23 protein-coding genes and 1 tRNA gene are annotated in these 19,203 nt (G+C 60.1%); 3 read left to right on the forward strand and 21 right to left on the reverse strand.

All coding sequences use genetic code 11. The features are described 5' to 3' along the window. Window positions 1–63: 63 nt before the first annotated feature. Window positions 64–1,122 carry a quinolinate synthase NadA gene (gene nadA / locus J3P81_RS19130; RefSeq protein WP_420765249.1) on the reverse strand — a complete coding sequence of 353 codons (1,059 nt, stop codon included), beginning with the start codon at window positions 1,120–1,122 and terminating at the stop codon, window positions 64–66. Window positions 1,123–1,428: 306 nt separating this feature from the next. On the opposite strand from nadA, the gene J3P81_RS19135 reads away from it, so the two are divergent. Further along, window positions 1,429–2,616, forward strand: a complete 1,188-nt coding sequence (locus tag J3P81_RS19135) for a cyanate transporter (protein WP_434560323.1) — start codon at window positions 1,429–1,431, stop codon at window positions 2,614–2,616. 117 nt (window positions 2,617–2,733) lie between these two features. Then, a complete protein-coding gene (locus J3P81_RS19140; RefSeq protein WP_434560325.1) occupies window positions 2,734–3,669 on the forward strand; it encodes a LysR family transcriptional regulator in 936 nt (311 codons plus the stop codon). 91 nt (window positions 3,670–3,760) lie between these two features. Here J3P81_RS19140 and J3P81_RS19145 read toward each other — a convergent pair. The 18 genes from J3P81_RS19145 to J3P81_RS19230 all read right to left on the reverse strand — a co-directional run bounded on the left by J3P81_RS19145 (window position 3,761) and on the right by J3P81_RS19230 (window position 17,478). Then, window positions 3,761–3,836: transfer RNA gene (locus tag J3P81_RS19145), tRNA-Lys, on the reverse strand. 63 nt (window positions 3,837–3,899) lie between these two features. After that, window positions 3,900–4,592: a 7-cyano-7-deazaguanine synthase QueC gene (gene queC / locus J3P81_RS19150; protein ID WP_420765252.1), complete on the reverse strand. Its 693-nt coding sequence runs from the start codon at window positions 4,590–4,592 to the stop codon at window positions 3,900–3,902. Window position 4,593: 1 nt separating this feature from the next. Beyond that, a complete protein-coding gene (queE, locus tag J3P81_RS19155) occupies window positions 4,594–5,241 on the reverse strand; it encodes a 7-carboxy-7-deazaguanine synthase QueE (RefSeq protein ID WP_420765253.1) in 648 nt (215 codons plus the stop codon). Window positions 5,242–5,407: 166 nt separating this feature from the next. Continuing rightward, complete coding sequence (gene ybgF, locus J3P81_RS19160) at window positions 5,408–6,241, reverse strand: tol-pal system protein YbgF (RefSeq protein WP_420765254.1); 834 nt, start codon at window positions 6,239–6,241, stop codon at window positions 5,408–5,410. Between the two features lie 6 nt (window positions 6,242–6,247). Then, on the reverse strand, window positions 6,248–6,745 hold the full coding sequence (pal, locus tag J3P81_RS19165) for a peptidoglycan-associated lipoprotein Pal (protein ID WP_042121796.1): 498 nt from the start codon (window positions 6,743–6,745) through the stop codon (window positions 6,248–6,250). A 52-nt stretch (window positions 6,746–6,797) separates the two neighbouring features. After that, on the reverse strand, window positions 6,798–8,099 hold the full coding sequence (gene tolB / locus J3P81_RS19170; RefSeq protein WP_039591701.1) for a Tol-Pal system beta propeller repeat protein TolB: 1,302 nt from the start codon (window positions 8,097–8,099) through the stop codon (window positions 6,798–6,800). Beyond that, a complete protein-coding gene (gene tolA, locus J3P81_RS19175) occupies window positions 8,096–9,175 on the reverse strand; it encodes a cell envelope integrity protein TolA (protein ID WP_045156747.1) in 1,080 nt (359 codons plus the stop codon). The genes tolB and tolA overlap by 4 nt, the downstream gene beginning before the upstream one ends. Next, window positions 9,175–9,627, reverse strand: coding sequence for a protein TolR (gene tolR / locus J3P81_RS19180; protein ID WP_162254906.1), 453 nt, complete (start codon window positions 9,625–9,627; stop codon window positions 9,175–9,177). The genes tolA and tolR overlap by 1 nt, the downstream gene beginning before the upstream one ends. A gap of 23 nt (window positions 9,628–9,650) precedes the next feature. Further along, window positions 9,651–10,346 carry a protein TolQ gene (gene tolQ, locus J3P81_RS19185; RefSeq protein ID WP_030140798.1) on the reverse strand — a complete coding sequence of 232 codons (696 nt, stop codon included), beginning with the start codon at window positions 10,344–10,346 and terminating at the stop codon, window positions 9,651–9,653. Next, entirely contained in the window at window positions 10,336–10,803 is a 468-nt protein-coding gene (ybgC, locus tag J3P81_RS19190; RefSeq protein WP_030140799.1) for a tol-pal system-associated acyl-CoA thioesterase, read from the reverse strand. The genes tolQ and ybgC overlap by 11 nt, the downstream gene beginning before the upstream one ends. A gap of 128 nt (window positions 10,804–10,931) precedes the next feature. Further along, on the reverse strand, window positions 10,932–11,993 hold the full coding sequence (ruvB, locus tag J3P81_RS19195; protein ID WP_175363048.1) for a Holliday junction branch migration DNA helicase RuvB: 1,062 nt from the start codon (window positions 11,991–11,993) through the stop codon (window positions 10,932–10,934). Then, window positions 11,994–12,602 (reverse strand): Holliday junction branch migration protein RuvA, encoded by a 609-nt coding sequence (ruvA, locus tag J3P81_RS19200; RefSeq protein WP_039591695.1) that lies wholly within the window; start codon window positions 12,600–12,602, stop codon window positions 11,994–11,996. Window positions 12,603–12,714: 112 nt separating this feature from the next. Beyond that, window positions 12,715–13,239, reverse strand: coding sequence for a crossover junction endodeoxyribonuclease RuvC (gene ruvC / locus J3P81_RS19205; protein ID WP_024776477.1), 525 nt, complete (start codon window positions 13,237–13,239; stop codon window positions 12,715–12,717). A gap of 151 nt (window positions 13,240–13,390) precedes the next feature. After that, entirely contained in the window at window positions 13,391–14,137 is a 747-nt protein-coding gene (locus J3P81_RS19210; protein ID WP_434560327.1) for a YebC/PmpR family DNA-binding transcriptional regulator, read from the reverse strand. 122 nt (window positions 14,138–14,259) lie between these two features. Next, window positions 14,260–16,035 (reverse strand): aspartate--tRNA ligase, encoded by a 1,776-nt coding sequence (aspS, locus tag J3P81_RS19215; RefSeq protein ID WP_420765257.1) that lies wholly within the window; start codon window positions 16,033–16,035, stop codon window positions 14,260–14,262. A gap of 75 nt (window positions 16,036–16,110) precedes the next feature. Beyond that, window positions 16,111–16,332, reverse strand: a complete 222-nt coding sequence (locus J3P81_RS19220) for an FmdB family zinc ribbon protein (RefSeq protein WP_003178589.1) — start codon at window positions 16,330–16,332, stop codon at window positions 16,111–16,113. Window positions 16,333–16,456: 124 nt separating this feature from the next. Beyond that, on the reverse strand, window positions 16,457–16,801 hold the full coding sequence (locus J3P81_RS19225; RefSeq protein WP_434560329.1) for a ribbon-helix-helix domain-containing protein: 345 nt from the start codon (window positions 16,799–16,801) through the stop codon (window positions 16,457–16,459). A gap of 203 nt (window positions 16,802–17,004) precedes the next feature. Beyond that, window positions 17,005–17,478: a Dps family protein gene (locus J3P81_RS19230; protein ID WP_039591690.1), complete on the reverse strand. Its 474-nt coding sequence runs from the start codon at window positions 17,476–17,478 to the stop codon at window positions 17,005–17,007. A gap of 379 nt (window positions 17,479–17,857) precedes the next feature. Here J3P81_RS19230 and J3P81_RS19235 point away from each other — a divergent pair, with 379 nt between their 5' ends. Then, window positions 17,858–18,463 carry a cold shock domain-containing protein membrane protein gene (locus J3P81_RS19235; protein WP_420765259.1) on the forward strand — a complete coding sequence of 202 codons (606 nt, stop codon included), beginning with the start codon at window positions 17,858–17,860 and terminating at the stop codon, window positions 18,461–18,463. Window positions 18,464–18,533: 70 nt separating this feature from the next. On the opposite strand, the gene J3P81_RS19240 is transcribed toward J3P81_RS19235, so the two are convergent. Both J3P81_RS19240 and J3P81_RS19245 read right to left on the reverse strand, forming a co-directional pair. Further along, window positions 18,534–18,740 carry a SlyX family protein gene (locus J3P81_RS19240; protein ID WP_420765260.1) on the reverse strand — a complete coding sequence of 69 codons (207 nt, stop codon included), beginning with the start codon at window positions 18,738–18,740 and terminating at the stop codon, window positions 18,534–18,536. A gap of 4 nt (window positions 18,741–18,744) precedes the next feature. Then, window positions 18,745–19,170: an HIT family protein gene (locus J3P81_RS19245; protein ID WP_420765261.1), complete on the reverse strand. Its 426-nt coding sequence runs from the start codon at window positions 19,168–19,170 to the stop codon at window positions 18,745–18,747. Window positions 19,171–19,203: the final 33 nt, after the last annotated feature.

A 19,203-nucleotide genomic window follows, 5' to 3' on the forward strand; every position in this document is an offset into this window, starting at 1 on the left:
CAGCCCAGCGGGAGCAAGCTCCCTCGCCACAAAAAGCCTGGCAGGCCTCAAATCTGTTCAGCGTCAGGCATTACCCGCCAACTTCATTCGCGCCGCCTGGGTGAAGTCCAGCATGCGCTTGAGCGGGCGAATCGCCTGGGGGATCAATGCCGGGTCGACGAATATTTCGTTGCTGCCTTCCTTGAGCGCCTGAAGCGTGCGCTCCAGCGTGTTCATCGCCATCCATGGGCAGTGCGCGCAACTGCGGCATGCCGCGCCGTTGCCGGCGGTAGGGGCTTCGATGAAGACCTTGTCCGGGCACAGCTGCTGCATTTTGTAGAAAATGCCGCGGTCGGTGGCGACGATCAGCGTCTTGTTCGGCAAGCTCTGGGCGGCGGCAATCAACTGGCTGGTGGAACCCACGGCATCCGCCAGTTCGATCACCGACGTCGGTGACTCCGGGTGCACCAGGATGGCGGCGTCCGGGTACAGCGCCTTCATATCTTCCAACTGCTTGGACTTGAACTCTTCGTGGACGATGCAGGCGCCGTCCCAGAGCAACATGTCGGCGCCGGTCTTGCGCTGGATGTAAGTGCCCAAGTGCTTGTCCGGACCCCAGATGATCGTCTCACCGTTGTCCATCAGGCTCTCGACGATTTCCAGGGCACAGCTGGACGTCACCACCCAGTCCGCACGGGCCTTCACGGCCGCCGAAGTGTTGGCATACACCACCACGGTGCGCTCCGGATGCTGGTCGCAGAACGCCGAGAATTCATCCACTGGGCAACCCAGATCGAGGGAGCAAGTGGCTTCCAGAGTCGGCATCAGCACGCGTTTTTCTGGGTTGAGGATCTTGGCGGTCTCGCCCATGAACTTGACCCCGGCCACCACCACGGTCTTGGCCGGATGGGCGTTGCCAAAGCGGGCCATTTCCAGGGAGTCGGAGACACAGCCCCCAGTCTCCTCGGCCAGGGCCTGAATGACCGGGTCACAGTAGAAATGCGCAACCAGCACTGCGTCCTGAGCCTTGAGCTCGGCGGCAATGGCGGCGCGGTACCAGGCCTCTTGCTCGGCGGACAGCGGCTTGGGCTGCTTGGCATCGAGGTGAGCCTGGACCAGAAGGCGTTCGGAAATCTGCGTCATGTTCGCAAGACCTATAGGCGCGTTTAGCGCGAAAGTCGAGTATACACCCGGCTCCGGACCACTCGGGTACCGCCGGGAAAGTGAGTGTCATCAGGCACGGGACAGCGTGAAGCCGGCAAGGCTACAGAATATCCCGCCGTTGCAAAAGATCATTCTGACCTGTGCCCCGGCAGACGACTTTGCGCCTGCGCCTGTGGTTCTGAGCGTGACGTATTTGATTATTCAATTCCTCCAGCCAGTTTTCAGTTTGCCGAGCCCAACGCGGCCGGGCCTAAATGGCGCTTTCTTCCCCGCCAAGGCCTTGTCATGGAAAACGTTCAAGCCTCAAGTACCCGCGTATTCTGGCTGATGACCAGCATCGTATGCGTGGCGCTGAATCTGCGCCCTTCGATGGCGGCGGTCGGGCCTTTGCTATCCGCCATTCGGGGCGAAGTGCCCCTGACGTTCAGCATGGCATCGTTGCTGACGATGTTGCCGGTCATGGCCATGGGCTTGGCAATGTTCCTGGGCCTGCGAGTCGCCCTGCGCATTGGCGAACACCGCACCATTGTCCTGTCGCTGGTAGTCATCGGCCTTGCCACGGTCTCGCGCCTGTACCTGGATAGCGCCGAAGCGCTGATCATCAGCGCCGTTTTGGCCGGCATCGGCATCGCCCTGATCCAGGCGGTGCTGCCAGCCCTGATCAAGTCGCGGCTTGGCGATAACGTCTCGTTGTTCATGGGGCTGTACGTCACGTCGATCATGGGTGGCGCGGCCATCGCGGCGTCATTTTCCCCGTTCGTCCTGGCGCAGACGGGCAGCTGGCGCATCGGCCTGGCGATCTGGGCATTGCTGGTGCTGGTCGCGCTGGGCTGCTGGCACGCTCAACGCTCGGTCGTCATGCCATTACCCAGAGCACCGGGACGACAACAGGGCTCGTTCTTTGCCAACCGCCGGGCTTGGCTGCTGGCCCTGTTCTTCGGCCTGGGCACCGCGTCCTATACGTGCGTACTGGCCTGGCTGGCGCCGTATTACCTGGAAAAAGGCTGGAGCGAACAGCAGGCCGGCCTGGTCTTGGGTTTCCTCACAGCGATGGAAGTGTTGTCCGGCCTGGTCACCCCGGCAATCGCCAACCGCAGCCAAGACAAACGCCCGATACTGACGGTACTGCTGACATTGATCATGGCTGGCTTCTGCGGCTTGATCCTCAGCCCGGATCGCTTCAGCCTGCTGTGGCCATGCTTGCTGGGGCTCGGTATCGGCGGTCTGTTCCCGATGAGCCTGATCGTCTCCCTCGACCACCTGGACGACCCGCGCCGGGCCGGCGCGTTGACGGCATTCGTGCAAGGCATCGGTTACCTGATCGCCGGCCTGTCGCCATTGATTGCCGGAGTGATCCGTGACCAATCGGGCAGTTTCGAATGGGCGTGGTGGTCGCTTGCGGTGGTGATGGGGCTGATGATCCTGATGGTGTTGCGCTTCAACCCCAGGCAATACGCGCGGCATATTGGCTAGTCGTCGCTGTCGTAGCAAAACATCTACCCTGCCGAAAGATAAACGGCCAAGGCTCCTGTATAAAGGAGACCTTCGTGGGAACAGGATGTTACGCAAGGATGGCGCCGAGATTAGCTGATGCTCATTAGTAACCTGCTTCGAAAGCTGGATATGCAAGACCTGATGGTGTTCGTCGCCGTGTTCGAACAGCGCAGCGTCACCCAGGTTTCCGAAGCCCTGTGTGTCAGCCAGTCGACCGTCAGCTACTGCCTGAAAAAACTGCGCACCAGCTTCGAAGACGAACTGTTCACCGTGACACGCGCAGGCATGAGCCCCACTCAGAAGGCCATCGTCATGTATGGCCAGGTGCTGGGGGTGCTCAACACGATCAACCAATGCCACTCCGGCATCCAGCCATTCGATCCACATCAGGAAGAGATCACATTCAATCTCTGCGCGCCTGAATACTTCGAACTCCTGATCCTTCCGAAGCTGGTCAAGCGCTTCATCGGCAACCGTGTTCCGGTGGTGATCAACACCACGAAGTTCCAGCGCGATATTCCGGTCGACGCGCTGAGGGACGATCGCTTCGATCTTGCAGTGGGTTTCGGCCCGCATTTCCATGGCGATGCCAAGGGTCTGCAATCACGGGTACTGCTGACGGATGAGCTGGTGTGCGTGGTGGATAAACATTTCCCGGGCCCTGGGCAAGCGTTCAGCCTCGACGCATTTGTCGCGGGGCAGCATGTATTTCCGACCCCTTGGACATCCGACACCAACATGATCGATGGCTGGCTCGCTCGCCAGGGCTCCAGGCGACAGATCGTCGCGCGCGCCAACAGCTACGTGACAGCCTTGGCCCTGGTCACCGGAACCGACTATATCCTGACCCTGCCCAAACGCATCCAGGCATTGCTTTGCGACGACCAACGATTCGGCGAGCGCCAGCCGCCACCGGGGCTGCCGGGCTTTACGCTTGAGATGATGTGGAGCGAAAAAGCGAGCCAGGACAACCGGAACACCTGGCTGCGCCAGCAGGTCATGGACGTTTGCGCCGAGGTCGGCCAGCGCTGACCACGGCATCGATCCGACTTTTTCGCGGGCAAAAAAAAATCCGGAAATCCTCACTTTCGTGGGCCTTCCAGACTTTTAAAACTACAGAAAATGGTGGGTCGTGTGGGATTCGAACCTACGACCAATTGGTTAAAAGCCAACTGCTCTACCAACTGAGCTAACGACCCTCTGTGTGGTGGCGCGTATAATACTGATTTTTAAGGACTATTCAACACCTAATTTCAAAAAAATCAAAAATAAGGTGTTGGATCGCTCACACCCGCCGCAGCGAAGCCTTCGGCACGCAGCCGGCAGCTGTCGCACTTGCCGCAAGCGCGCCCTTGATCGTCGGCCTGATAGCACGAAACGGTAAGCCCATAGTCGACGCCAAGGCTCACGCCCGCCTTGACGATTTCGGCCTTGCTGAGGTTTTGCAGCGGCGCCAGGATGCGGAAACCCTGCCCCTCTACACCGGCCTTCGTCGCCAGGTTGGCCATGCGCTCGAACGCCTCGACGAACTCCGGTCGACAATCCGGATAACCGGAATAGTCCACCGCATTGACGCCGATGAAAATATCCCGCGCCTCCAGCACCTCGGCCCAGCCCAGCGCGAGGGACAGAAACACGGTGTTGCGCGCCGGCACGTACGTCACCGGGATACCTTCGCTCGGCGCTTCGGGAACGTCGATGGCGCTGTCGGTCAGGGCCGAACCGCCAATGCCGTTGAGGTTCAGGCCGATGACTTTGTGCTCGACCACGCCCAGATCCCGGGCGACCCGTTCAGCGGCCTGCAATTCTGCACGGTGGCGCTGGCCGTAATCGAAACTCATGGTGTAGCAGCGATAACCTTCGGCACGAGCCATGGCCACGACGGTTGCCGAGTCCAGGCCGCCCGACAGCAGGATGACCGCGCGTTTTTCAGCAGTGGTTGAATGTTCAGTCATGTCAGCGCCCCGGCTCGTCGTTCCAAAGATATTTATGCAACTGCAATTGCAGGCGCACCGGCAAATTGTCCGCCACCACCCAATCCGCCAGATCCCGCGCATTGAGGTCGTGATGACTTGGCGAAAACAGCACCTCGCCGGCTCGCTGGTCGAGTCCATGCTGGATCAGCTTGGACACCGCCCAGTCATAGTCTTCCCGGGAGCAGATGACAAACTTGACCTGGTCGTTGCGGGTCAACAGTTCAATGTTCTCGTAGCGGTTGCGATGTGCTTCCTTGGAACCAGGCGTCTTGAGGTCCACGACGCGACTGACGCGGGGATCGACCGCCGAGATATCCAGCGCACCGCTTGTTTCCAGGGAGACCTCATAGCCGGCGTCGCACAGCTGCTTGAGCAAAGGGATGGCATTGGGCTGCGCCAATGGCTCGCCCCCAGTGACGCAAACATAGCGCGGACGGAAGCCGGCCACTTGTTCGAGAAGATCGTCGAGGGTTCGCATTGTGCCGCCGCTGAAGGCATAGGCGCTGTCGCAGTACTGGCAACGCAACGGGCAGCCGGTGAGGCGCACAAAAACAGTGGGCAGCCCGGCCGTTCGCGTTTCACCCTGCAAAGAGTAAAAAACTTCGGTAATTCTCAATGTGTCTTGCATAGTCGCCACGGGCGTAACAGCTAAACAGGCTGTCCGCCTCCGTCAGGCACTTCGAGGAACCCCGCCAACGCGTAGATCCCAGGAAGCGTGTTTCATAAAAAGGGCGTGAATTCTAACGAAAAAACCCGCGACAGGCGCGGGTTTCTTCAAAGTAGGTCAAACAGCCTTACATGCGTTGCAGATCACGCTGGGCCAACTGGGCGGCGGAAGTCCCCGGATACTGGGCCACCACCTGCTGCAGAATGCCCTTGACCTTGTCGGTGTGACCGAGGCGGCGTTCTACGTCAGCGAGCTTGTACAGCGAATCCGGCACCTTGGCGTGCTTGGGATACAGCTGCGAAACCTTGGCGAACGCCTGGCCGGCGCCTTGCAGGTCGCCCTTGGCCAGGTTCACTTCGCCCAGCCAGTATTGGGCGTTACCCGAATATTGACTGTTGGGGTATTTGCGCAAGAAAGCGGTAAAGGCCTGGCTGGCCTTGTCGAAATCCTTGGCCTTGATCAGGTCGAAGGCAGCATCGTAATAGAGCTTTTCCTTCGCCGGATCCGCCGGTTCGCCACCGGCTGCAGGTGCTGCTGGAGCGCTAGCCCCAGCGCCTGCGGCTGCACCGGGGGCGTTCAAGTCGCCACCGGCTGGAGAATTCTCAGGAGTCGCGGCAGGTGCAACGCCGGTTCCTATGCGCCGATCAAGATCCTGGTATCGCTCCAGGCTTTCCTGCTTCATGCGCGACACTTCATTTTGCAGAACTTCAATCGCGCCTTGTTGGCGTGACAGTTGATCCTGCATTTGCTGCAGTTGGTTGAACAGCTCGCCCTGTGCCGAGACAGGGGCCGAAACCCCTCCCCCGGCATAGGCGCCGTTCGTACCGTAACCCGCAGGCGGATAGCTGCTCCCGCTATTGTTATAGCCGGAGTCGTTATCGACCACAGGAACCGCAGCCCACGCCGCAAGCGGCGCGAGGCTGAGAGCCAGGACAGTTACAGCACGACGGCACGTTCGCATGACGAATTACTTACGCAGTTCGACGCGACGGTTTTGAGCCCAGGACTGCTCGTCGTTGCCGGTAGCAACTGGACGCTCTTCGCCGTAGGAAACCAGTTCCAGCTGAGCTGGGGAAACACCTTGCAGAACCAGGTAGCGTTGAACGGCTTTCGCACGACGCTCGCCCAGTGCCATGTTGTACTCACGAGTACCACGTTCGTCGGTGTTGCCTTCCAGAACAACGCGAGCGCCGTTACCTTTCAGGTCTTTGGCGTGAACGTCCAGAGCGCGCATGGCTTCTGGCTTCAGGTCCGAGCTGTCGTATTCGAAGTAGAAGGTGGTGATTGCGCGCAGAGCAGCTTCTTCGCTCAGGGAGCCGTCAACTGCACCAGTGTTAGCGCCGTAACCAGCGTTTGGATCAACAGCGCCTTCACCGGCGTTGTCGCCGCCTTTGGACGAGCAACCTACAGCTACAGCCATGGCCAGAGCCAGCGCAGCAAATTTACCAAACTTCAGCATTTCCATCGTGAAACTCCTAATGAACCCCAGTGTGTTAAGTAAAACGTATTGCGCCGCGTCAGTTCAGGTAAGGGGACCAGGACGGTTCTCTGACTTCGCCTTGAGCGGTAGGAAGCGGGAGCCTCACGCGTCCATTAATGGACACGAGCATCAAGACTCCCCGGCCCTGCTGGCGGGTGGCGTAGATTACCATGGTGCCGTTGGGCGCAACAGTAGGTGACTCGTCCAGAGTGCTATCAGTTAGGATTTTTACGCTACCGCGCTGCAAATCCTGGGCCGCCACCTTGAAATTGGTGAAACCGTCCTGGCGATGGATCATCACCAGAGTCTTTTCGTCCGCCGACAATTTAGGGTTGGCGTTGTAGTTGCCTACGAAAGTCACTCGCTCGGCACCACCGCCACCGGCGCTGGTCTTGTAGATCTGTGGCTTGCCACCGCGGTCGGAGGTGAAGTAGATGGTCGAACCATCCTTGCCCCAGAACGGTTCGGTGTTGATGCCAGGGCCATTGGTCACGCGCGAGATCGAGCGCGAAGCCAGGTTCATCACGTAGACGTCCGGGTTGCCGTCCTTGGACAGTACGAACGCCAGGCGCGAACCGTCCGGCGACCAGGCTGGCGCGCCGTTCAGGCCTTCGAAGTTGGTGATCTGCTCACGGCGACCGGTGTCGATGTGTTGCACGAAGATACGCGGACGCTTCTGCTCGAACGATACGTAGGCGATGCGCTTGCCATCGGGGGCAAAACGCGGCGACAGGATCGGCTCGCGCGATTGCAGCAAGGTCACCGCGCGCGCGCCGTCATAGTCGGAGCGTTGCAGGGTGTAGCGGGTGTTGTTCTCGGAGAAGCGCTCGGCCGTCACGTAAAGCATGCGGGTAGAGAACGCGCCCTTGATGCCGGTGAGTTTTTCGAACGACTGGTCGGAGATGTAGTGGGCCATGTCGCGCAGTTGGTCGACACTGCCCGATACGCTGCCGGTCAGCACTTGCTGCTCGGTGGCGACGTTGAACAAGGCGTACTGCACCTGCAGGCGACCGCCCGCCGGAACGATGCTGCCGACCATGATGTACTGGGCGCCCAGCGCCTTCCAGTCACGGTAGATGACTTCGCTGGCCTGGGTCGGCAGGCTGATCATGTTCTGCTTCGGAATCGGCGCGTAGTAACCGGAGTTACGCAGGTCGTTGCCGATGATCTCAGCCATGTCATCCGGCAAGACACTGCCGCCCTGCCAACCGAACGGAACGACGGCGATCGGCGTCGCCCGGTCGCTGCCGCTGGTGACCAGGATGTTCTTTTCCTCTGCTACCGCTATCCCTGCCAAGCAGCAGATAACGACGAGCATTGATCGAAGAAGGTTTCTCACAAGGCTAGATCCTCAGGTGTGAATGTCATCTTGAACGAACGATACGGAGCAAAATCGCTCGGCTTCATCCCTTGCATTTCCGTCAATCGCCCAATGTTCTTGACCGCCGCGACCGCCGAAGCGTCGAACGGACCATCGCCACTGGACTTGGCTACGCTGACCGAGGTAACCGTACCGTCGGGCAACATGCCAATTTGCAATACAACTGTCATGCCTTTGCGCGCCGAAGGTGGACGAGCCCAGCCTTCCGCCGCCCGGGCGCGAATCAGATCGTCGAAGCTACCGGCGACTTCATCGCCCTGCTCGTCGGCCAATGCCTGCTCGCGTTCCGGCGTGTCGGAAAGCAAATCTGCCAGGGCCTGGGCCTTTTTCTCTTCGGCGGATTTACGCGCTGCGTCCTGGGCCTTTTTCTTGGCGGCGTCGGCGGCGGCTTTCTTCTTCGCGTCTTCGGCGACTTTCTTCTTCGCCTCTTCAGCTTCAGCTTTCTTCTTGGCGTCCTCGGCCGCTTTTTTCTTCGCGTCCTCGACAATCTTTTTCTTCGCTTCTTCAGCGGCCGCTTTCTTGGCCTCTTCTTCAGCGGCTTTCTTGGCTTCTTCTTCGGCTTTCTTCTTGGCTATATCAGCCAATTGTTTCTCTTCTGCCTTCTTGGCCTCGGCGGCTTTCTTCGCGTCATCGGCTTTCTTGGCTTCGTCTGCCTTTTTAGCCTCGTCCGCTTTTTTTGCCTCATCGGCCTTTTTCGCTTCTTCGGCCTTTTGAGCAGCTTCCTCTTTCTTTTGTTCCGCTGCCCTTACGGCTTCCTGCTCGACCTTTTTCTGCTCCATCTGCTCGACTTCGGTCTGGCGCGCAGCGGATTTCTTCGCCTCGCCGGCAAGCTTCTGGTTGGTCTGCGTGGTGGCCTGGCTTTTTGACTTGAGCTGGTACAGGGTCGCCTGCACGATCGGCTTGGCCGGCGGCAGCTCCGGGGTCATGGCAAAGCTGACAAACAGCATGCCGAACACCAGCACATGCAGGCCGATTGCCAGAACACTGGGCCAGAAGTAGCTTTCCGAGGCGGACGGCTCTCGCTGTTGCTGCATCAGGGGGCCTCGGTGATCAAGCCAACATTACCGACCCCGGCTTTCTGCAGGCCGCCCATGGCGCCCATCACGGCGCCGTAGTCGACGGTCTTGTCGCCACGAATGAACACCTGCGTACGCTTGCCATTGCTGTTGCCGGCATTGATGATCTTGGTCACCGCGTCGGTCATCTGCGGCAAGGTCATGGCCCGGTCCTGCTGCTTCTCGGTGTCCACTTCACTGCCAAGATTCCAGTAGTAGGTCTTGTCAGCCTTGATCGAAATGGTCAGTACCTGGGTGTTGTTGTCCTGCGGCAAGGCTTCGCTGGAAACCTTGGGCAGATCGACCTTCACGCCCTGATTGAGCATGGGCGCGGTCACCATGAAGATGACCAGCAGCACCAGCATCACGTCGATGTAGGGCACCACGTTCATCTCGGCAACCGGCTTGCGCTTGTTTCGGGCTCGAGCGATTAAAGCCATCGGGAAATACCTGCTTATTCTTCGCTGGTGTGCACTTTGCGGTGCAGGATCGCCTGGAATTCATCGGCGAAGGTGTAGTAGCGGCTGGTCAGCGTTTCGCTGCGGGCAGCGAAACGGTTGTAGGCGATAACGGCCGGGATCGCCGCGAACAGGCCGATGGCGGTGGCGATCAGTGCCTCGGCGATGCCCGGGGCCACGGTGGCCAGGGTCGCTTGCTGGGCGGATGCCAGGCCACGGAAGGAGTTCATGATCCCCCAGACGGTACCGAACAGGCCGATGTACGGGCTGACCGAACCGACGGTCGCCAGGAACGGCAAACCTTGTTCGAGCTTTTCTTCTTCGCGGGAGATGGCCACGCGCATCGCACGGGCCACGCCTTCCATCACCGCTTCAGGGTCGACGCCCGGTTGCTGGCGCAGACGGGAGAACTCCTTGAAGCCGGCGCGGAAGATCTGCTCGACGCCCGAATCCGGGTCAGGGTTGCTGCCGGCCTGGCGGTACAGCTTGGACAGGTCGATACCGGACCAGAAGCGCTCTTCGAAGCTCTCCAAGGCACGACGACCGGCGCGCAGCATGTTGCTGCGCTGAAAAATCATGATCCATGAGGTCACCGATGCGGCTACCAGGGTCAGCATTACCAGTTGCACCACGACGCTGGCATTGCTGACCAGGCTCCACATGGAGGAATGGTCGACGACGTTAGCTTCCACGCTTTATCTCCTGCTCTGAGTGTGTACCCGCGCCGCTCACGCCGGCAAAGGCCGCGCGTAGAGCTTCGGGAATGGCCCGGGGTTTCAAACTATGGGTGCGCACACAGGCGACCAAAAACTGCCCTTCGCAGAGCAGCACATTATCCGCAGCGCGCCTGACCTGCTGCTTGAAGCGCAGGCTGACGCGGTTCAATTCGATGACATCGGCAGTCACCACAAGCTCGTCGTCCAGTCGCGCCGGCGCGTGGTAGCGCGCTTCGCTGGAATGCACGACGAATAACAGGTCCTCCCCTGCCAGCGCGGATTGGGCGAAACCCAGTTCCCGCAGCCGTTCGGTTCGAGCCCGTTCCATAAACTTGAGGTAATTGACGTAGTAAACGATGCCGCCGGCATCGGTGTCCTCGTAATAAACGCGACAGCGATGTGCGAACGACTCCAGCCCGTTTTGCGCGCGCATACTCTAGTGCTTACTCCTCAGGTTGCCAATCCGGCCAGGCAACTGTTTTTTCATTCTCGAACGCATTGACGCTCCAGGCGTGGTCTGGGACAGCACGAACTGAAAAAAAGTCGTCGTACAGCGCGCGCTCAATCGTCTACCGCATCGAGGAACTCGTCTACCACCGGCATCTCCCCCATTCGTGTCGGGATGTTTAAGCCGAAGTGCAGATAAGCATGACGCGTCACCACGCGCCCGCGTGGGGTGCGCATGATATAGCCTTGTTGGATCAGGTAGGGTTCCAGCACGTCTTCAATGGTGTGACGCTCTTCGCTGATGGCGGCCGCCAGGCTGTCCACGCCCACTGGGCCACCGTCGAATTTCTCGATCATGGTCAACAGCAGGCGCCGGTCCTGATGATCGAAACCGCGCTCGTCGATGTCCAGCAGGTTCAAGGCCAGGTCCGCGATCGGCTTGGTGATGTGGCCCTTGGCCCGGACTTCGGCAAAGTCCCGGACCCGACGCAGCAGGCGGTTGGCGATACGCGGTGTACCCCGGGCGCGCCGGGCGACTTCGTACGCACCGTCCGGGTCCAGCGGTAACCCGAGGATGCCGGCCGAGCGGCTGACAATCGTTGCCAGGTCGGCGTTGCTGTAGAACTCCAGGCGCTGGACGATGCCGAAACGGTCCCGCAACGGATTGGTCAGCATGCCGGCGCGGGTGGTGGCGCCCACCAGGGTAAAAGGTGGCAAGTCGAGCTTGATGGAGCGCGCCGCAGGCCCCTCGCCGATCATGATGTCGAGCTGAAAATCTTCCATGGCCGGGTACAGCACTTCCTCGACGATCGGCGACAGCCGGTGGATTTCGTCGATGAACAGCACGTCATGGGGTTCCAGATTGGTCAGCAGCGCCGCAAGGTCGCCTGGGCGCTCGAGCACCGGCCCGGACGTGCTCTTGATCGACACGCCCATCTCCTGGGCAATGATATTGGCCAGGGTGGTCTTGCCCAGGCCCGGCGGGCCGAAGATCAGGGTGTGGTCCAGCGATTCGCTGCGTCCACGGGCTGCCTGGATGAACAGTTCCATCTGCTCGCGCACGGTCGGTTGGCCGATATAGTCGGCCAGGCTGACGGGGCGAATCGCGCGGTCCTGAACTTCCTCGCGGTCTCGGGGCGCGCCCGTGGCGGCAATCAGACGATCGGCTTCAATCACTTAAATCATTCCCTTCAGGGCGCGGCGAATCATGTCTTCGGTACTCAAGCCTTTTTCCTTGATCGCGGAAATCGCCTTGCTGGCTTCTTGAGGCTTGTAGCCCAGGGATATCAGCGCGGTGACCGCATCGTTTTCAGCACTGGCTGCCGGTGCGGGCGCATCCGGCTGGTTCGGAACGAGCGCGAACATTGCCGGCACGGCTTCCCAGGCCTTGAAGCGGTCCTTGAGCTCCACCAATAAACGCTCGGCGGTTTTCTTGCCGACCCCCGGCACCTTGGTCAAGGCCGAGGTGTCCTGGGACTGCACGCAACGAATCAGCTCGTCGACTTCCAGGCTCGACATCAAGGCCAGGGCGAGTTTCGGGCCAACACCGTTGAGACGGATCAACTCGCGGAAGAAATCGCGCTCGCGTTTGCCGACGAAGCCATAGAGTAACTGCGCATCCTCGCGCACGACCAGATGAGTGTGCAGCGTCAGCGGCTCACCGACCGACGGCAAGCGATACAGCGTGGTCATCGGCACCTCGAGCTCATAGCCCAGGCCGTTTACATCCAGAATCAGGTGCGGCGGCTGTTTTTCAGCCAGGGTGCCGCGCAAGCGTCCAATCACGTTTCAGATCCTTGGGCGTTGGCCAGCCACTGGCTGGCGAATAACAACACGAGCAGAAGGCCGACGACACAGGCGCAATTCGCTCGGGCTCATGAATGAAGCGCTGATGCTATCAGAGACGCAGGCGCCCGCCACGACTGCGTGCGGTTCCCAGGCCATGGGGCAACAGGCTGGAACGGGTGTGGGCATGGCAAATGGCGATGGCCAGGGCGTCAGAGGCATCTATCTGCGGCTTGCTGACCAGTTTCAACAAGTGCATTACCATCATCTGCACCTGCTCCTTGTTCGCCGCGCCAGTGCCGACGACCGCCTGCTTGACCTGGGTCGCCGTGTATTCGGCAATCTCCAGGCTTTCCTCGGCGCCCGCCACAATGGCCGCCCCCCGGGCCTGCCCCAACTTCAGGGCGGAGTCGGCATTGCGGGCCATGAAAACCTTTTCGATGCCCATCGTCACCGGACCGTAGGTCTGGATGACTTCGCGCACGCCGCGATAAACAATCTGCAAGCGCTCGTGCAGCTCGCCCGCGCCGGTGCGGATGCAACCAGAGGCGACGTACACGCAGCCGCGACCGGTGTCGCGAACCACGCCATAGCCGGTGATGCGCGAACCAGGGTCGATACCAAGGATTAAAGTCATAACGCCTGCGGTTTGAAGGGGGTTACCTGGGCCTGTGGGAGCGAGCTTGCTCGCGATGGCGTCGGGTCAGCAAACATAGCGTTGGGTGATCTACCGCTATCGCGAGCAAGCTCGCTCCCACATTGATGATCGTGCAGTTACAACGAACCTATCAGCCGAGTTGTTCAGCCACCGACTCAGGAATATCAGCGTTGGAATAAACGTTCTGCACGTCATCCAGGTCTTCCAGCATGTCGATCAGCTTGAGCACTTTCTCGGCGCCTTCCAGGTCGAGTTCGGCGCTGGTGGTCGGTTGCATCACGATTTCCGCGTCGGCAGGCTTGAAACCGGCCGCCTCAAGGGCGTTGCGCACGGCATAGAAGCTGGCGAACGACGTGAACACGTCGAACGAACCGTCCTCGTGACCGACCACATCATCGGCATCGGCCTCCAGGGCCGCTTCGGTCAGGGCATCCTCATCAATACCCGGCGCGAAGCTGATCTGCCCCTTGCGCTCGAACAGATAAGCCACCGAACCGTCAGTGCCCAGGTTGCCGCCGCATTTGCTGAATGCGTGGCGCACGGCCGCGGCGGTGCGGTTGCGGTTGTCGGTCATGCATTCGACCATCACCGCCACGCCGCCCGGGCCGTAGCCTTCATAAGTCAGCTCCTCGACATTGTCGGCCTCGGTCGCACCGGCGCCACGGGCGATCGCTCGGTCGATGATGTCGCGACTCATGTTCGCGCCCAAGGCCTTATCCAATGCCAGGCGCAAGCGCGGGTTGGAGCCCGGATCGCCGCCGCCCTGGCGGGCCGCGACTGTCAATTCACGGATCCACTTGGTGAAGATCTTGCCTCTCTTGGCATCCTGACGTTCTTTGCGGTGCTTGATGTTCGCCCACTTGGAATGACCTGCCATAACTCGCTCCGGTTTTTCTCTGGAACATTGCCCGCCTTCGCGCATGCGCGGTAGCCGACAAGCAAAAATATCGACCCCAATGAAAAGGCGCATCCGAAGATGCGCCCTCTCAAGAGCCAGCCTTACTCAGCCTTTGGCTGTTCACGCAGACGAATGTGCAACTCGCGCAATGCCTTGGCATCCACGACGCCAGGCGCCTGGGTCATGACATCCGCCGCGCTCTGGGTTTTCGGGAACGCGATGACTTCGCGGATCGACTGGGCGCCGGTCATCAGCATCACCAGGCGATCCAGGCCGAAGGCCAGGCCACCATGGGGCGGCGCGCCGTACTTCAAGGCGTCCAGCAGGAAGCCGAACTTCTCTTCCTGTTCCGCTTCATCGATACCCAACAGGCGGAACACGGCCTGCTGCATTTCCTTGCGGTGGATACGGATCGAACCGCCACCCAGCTCGGTGCCGTTAAGGACCATGTCGTAGGCACGCGACAGGGCGGTGGCCGGGTTGGCCTCCAGCTCTTGTGGCGAGCACTTCGGCGCGGTGAACGGGTGGTGCAGCGCGGAGAAGCTGCCGTCGTCGTTTTCTTCGAACATCGGGAAATCAACGACCCACAGCGGAGCCCACTCGCAGGTCAGCAGCTTCAGGTCGTGACCCAGCTTGATGCGCAATGCGCCCAAGGCTTCGCTGACGATCTTGGCCTTGTCGGCGCCGAAGAACACGATGTCGCCATCGACCGCGCCCACGCGATCGAGGATCACGTTGAGGTTGTCCTGCGGGATGTTTTTCACGATCGGCGATTGCAGGCCATCGACACCCGCCGCGCGCTCGTTGACCTTGATGTAGGCCAGGCCCTTGGCACCGTAGATGCCGACGAACTTGGTGTAGTCGTCGATCTGCTTGCGCGGCATGCTCGCGCCACCGGGAACGCGCAGGGCAGCGATACGGCATTTCGGATCGTTGGCCGGGCCGCTGAATACCTTGAACTCCACTTCCTTGAGCTGATCGGCCACGTCCACCAGCTCCAGCGGAATACGCAGGTCTGGCTTGTCGGAACCGTAGCGGCGCATGGCTTCTTCGAAGGTCATGTGCGGGAAATCGCCGAATTCCAGGTCCAGCACTTCCTTGAACAGGTTGCGGATCATGCCTTCGGTCAGGCCCATGATGTCTTTTTCATCGAGAAAGCTGGTCTCGATGTCGATCTGGGTGAACTCAGGCTGACGGTCGGCACGCAGGTCTTCGTCGCGGAAGCACTTGGCGATCTGGTAGTAGCGATCGAACCCGGCCACCATCAGCAGTTGCTTGAACAGCTGTGGCGATTGCGGCAAGGCGAAGAAGCTGCCGGGGTGGGTACGGCTCGGCACCAGGTAATCGCGGGCGCCTTCCGGCGTGGCGCGGGTCAGGATCGGCGTCTCGACGTCGAGGAAGCCGTTCTCGTCCAGGTAACGACGGATGCTGGTGGTCATGCGCGAACGCAGGCGCAGCTTCTCGGCCATTTCCGGACGACGCAGGTCGATGAAACGATAGCGCAGGCGGGTTTCCTCGCCTACGTCGGAATATTCGTTGAGCGGGAACGGCGGGGTTTCCGCCTCGTTGAGCACTTCCAGCTCGTAGCCCAGCACTTCGATCATGCCGGACGCCATGTTGGCGTTGCCAGCGCCAGCCGGGCGCAGGCGCACCTTGCCGGTGATCTTGACGACGTATTCGCTGCGCACGCGGTCGGCGGTGGCGAAGGTTTCGGCGCGGTCAGGATCGAACACTACCTGGGCCAGGCCTTCACGATCACGGATATCGAGGAAAATCACCCCGCCATGGTCACGGCGACGATGGACCCATCCGCAAAGAGTAACTTCCTGACCTTCCAGGCTTTCGTTCAGTTGGCCGCAATAATGGCTGCGCATCATGGTAGTGGTTTCACTTCTCGTAATTCGAAATTCGGTTGGAGGCCCTGCCCGTGCAAGAACCCGCGCGTGTTCAACTCAGTCAGCCTTGTCGCCACCGGCCAGGTTCTTCTTGGCGCCGGTCTTGAAGTCGGTTTCATACCAGCCCGTGCCGCCGAGGCGGAAACCAGGCATGGACAGCATCTTTTTCAGCTCCGGCGCCTGGCAGGCGGGGCAATCGACCAGCGGTGCCGCGCTGATTTTTTGAATGGCTTCCATCTGATGACCACAGGAAGCACATTGATAGTCGTACATCGGCATGGGGGTTGTCTCGGCGATCAGGTTATTCACGCAAAGCCCGGCTTTGCGGCAAAGAGCGGGATTATATCCATTAAATGCGGCCTGTGCAGCCGTAAGACCGCACAGTCATTGCCGATAATATCGTTCAGCCAAGACCTGGATCACTCCCGTGCATTTCCTTCAGGCTGTGAACCACGCAGACAACGCGCACCAGCCCGCTGAAATTACGCACGCCGCCATGACGCAGGTGGACCTCCCTGTCCACATGGGACAGCAAGGTGCTGACGGAGCAGCTGTTGAGCTGCGCCAGGTCACCGAGAATATCCCAATAGACCTGCTCCAGCCGCAGGCAGGTGGCGAATCCGTTGAGTCGGATGGAGCGGGCCAGCGGCCGCGCCAGTTGCATGTCAAAACCACTGACGAACGGGTCGATCTTCACGGACTGCGGTCGTCCGCGCACACTTTCCCTGGGGTCTTTTCCTTGGATCATACCGTTGACACTCCTTTGCCATACGAACCTCAGTCGGAACAACCGATCTGTGGTGCTATGGAAGCTCAACTGGATCGCCAGTTCCAGATGACTTTTTGACCATCAACGTAGGACAAGCCAACAGGGCGCTGGCGATGAATCATGCGTTCCTACACGCAGTGGCGGGCGATGACGCCAACGGCAGCACCATCGCCGGCCCGGGGCTAGCGATCTTCCAGCAACGAACGCAACATCCACGCGGTTTTTTCGTGAACCTGCATACGCTGCGTCAACAGGTCGGCGGTGGGCTCGTCGCTGACCTTGTCCAATAAAGGAAAGATACCGCGAGCGGTGCGCGTCACCGCTTCCTGCCCCTCGACCAATTGCCGGATCATATCCTCTGCCGCCGGTACGCCCTCTTCCTCCTTGATGGAAGACAAACGCGCATACACCGAATAAGCGCCAGGCGCCGGGAAGCCGAGCGCACGGATTCGCTCGGCGATCGAATCCACCGCCAGCGCCAGCTCGTTGTATTGTTCTTCGAACATCAGGTGCAAGGTGCGGAACATCGGCCCGGTAACGTTCCAGTGGAAGTTGTGGGTCTTGAGGTACAGCACATAGGTGTCCGACAGCAGCCGCGAAAGTCCGTCGACGATGGACTTGCGATCTTCTTCGCTGATACCGATATCAATTGCCATGGTTGATCTCCTGACGATGGTGAATTCACTCTAGCGGGTGTCGCCGTCGATAGCCTGCGACAAATCGCCAGCCATCCTGAACCGACAAGCTGGGACGTCGGACGGTTCCGGCAAGACGGTGAAAATTCAACATCCATTGCCCGTCGCCGGCAAGCGTCCCTCCCATGCCCCTGGCCGACGAACAGCGTGCCGCGCCTCTGTAACACGTTTGAGAAGGCCCCGGCTTTGCTGTTAAATAGGCAGTGTGTCGCTACGCCTATTTTTCCGGGCGTCGCGCATAGGCTGATCCGGGTGCGTGTTCCTACGCCTCTCATTTCTGGAGCGAACCGCCCCCGACCAGCTCTTCCTTGTGATCTGTCTTAACCGTGAGCCAATCAAAATGTTGAAAATCGTCCACTTGCTAATGGGCGCAGCTGCCCTGCTGCTGTCCTTCATCCCTAGCCTGGGTTCCGAAGCCACACCTTACCTGCAACATCCCGACGCGCTGTACCTGGCCTTTTTCGGCCTGCTCAACCTGACCCTGGCACCCGTCATCCCTTACTGGAACAAAGGTCCACGTCATCAACTGCAAAACCTTGTCAGCGGCTTGCTGGTACTGGCTGTTGCCTTGCAAACCCTGTCCCTGCTGGCGCCCATGCCGGAAATCGGCGGCCAACCCGCCATCCTGTCCAGCCTGGCCGCGGCATTGCTCGCTGTCTTGCTGCACCTGGCCGTCAGCTTCTACAAGAAGTCGTCGCCAGCGGCCGCCTCCCAGAACTACGACATGTCCAACCGCGATACCGGCACCGTGAAGTGGTTCAACACTTCCAAGGGGTTCGGCTTCATTTCCCGCGACTCCGGCGATGACATTTTTGTGCATTTCCGGGCCATTCGTGGCGAAGGCCACCGCGTTCTGGTCGAAGGCCAGCGCGTGGAGTTCTCGGTGATGCATCGCGACAAGGGCCTACAGGCCGAAGACGTGATCGCCGCGCTACCGCGCCGCTGATCCGGGCGAAAAAAAAACCGCGACGCAGCCTGGCTGCTCGCGGTTTTTTATCGACTGCCGTTCGGACCGGTCAGTAATGCGGCGGTGGCGCGTCTTCCTCGAAGGATTCGAACTGCCCGGCCATTTCCTCCTGGCGCTTGAGTAGCGCCGCCATCTGCAGCTGCAAACGCTCAACGACTCGTTGCTGCTCCACCAGCACGTCATTCAATGCCTGGATAGTGTCATCCTGAAACGCCAGGCGGCTTTCCAGGTCTGTTACGCGCTCTTCAAGATTCATGGTCTCAGCCCTCCAGAAACTTGAAATCATCGGTCAACACCGCTCGCAACCGTTCGCGGATGGCCGCTACCTGCCCGGCATCATAAGGCTGGGCCGGGTGCTTGCCCCAGACCGGCGCCGGCCAGGCGGCATCCTCTCGCTTGCGTACGATCACATGCATGTGCAATTGACTGACGACGTTACCCAAGGTTGCAACATTCAGCTTGTCGGCATCGAACGAGTCCTTGAGCGTTTCAGCCAGTGCCGTGGTTTCTTTCCACAACTGCGATTGATCAGCGTCATCCAATTGAAACAATTCACTGATATTTTCCCGTCGCGGCACGAGGATGAACCACGGGTAGTTCGAGTCATTGGACAAGAGCAAGCGGCACAGCGGGAAATCGCCGATGGGCAATGTGTCTTGTTGCAATCGTGGATCTAAGGCAAACACCGGCGTACTCCTCGCTCGTTGATCGATGGCCCG

The organism is Pseudomonas sp. R1-6 (assembly GCF_051132115.1).
Lineage (GTDB): Bacteria > Pseudomonadota > Gammaproteobacteria > Pseudomonadales > Pseudomonadaceae > Aquipseudomonas.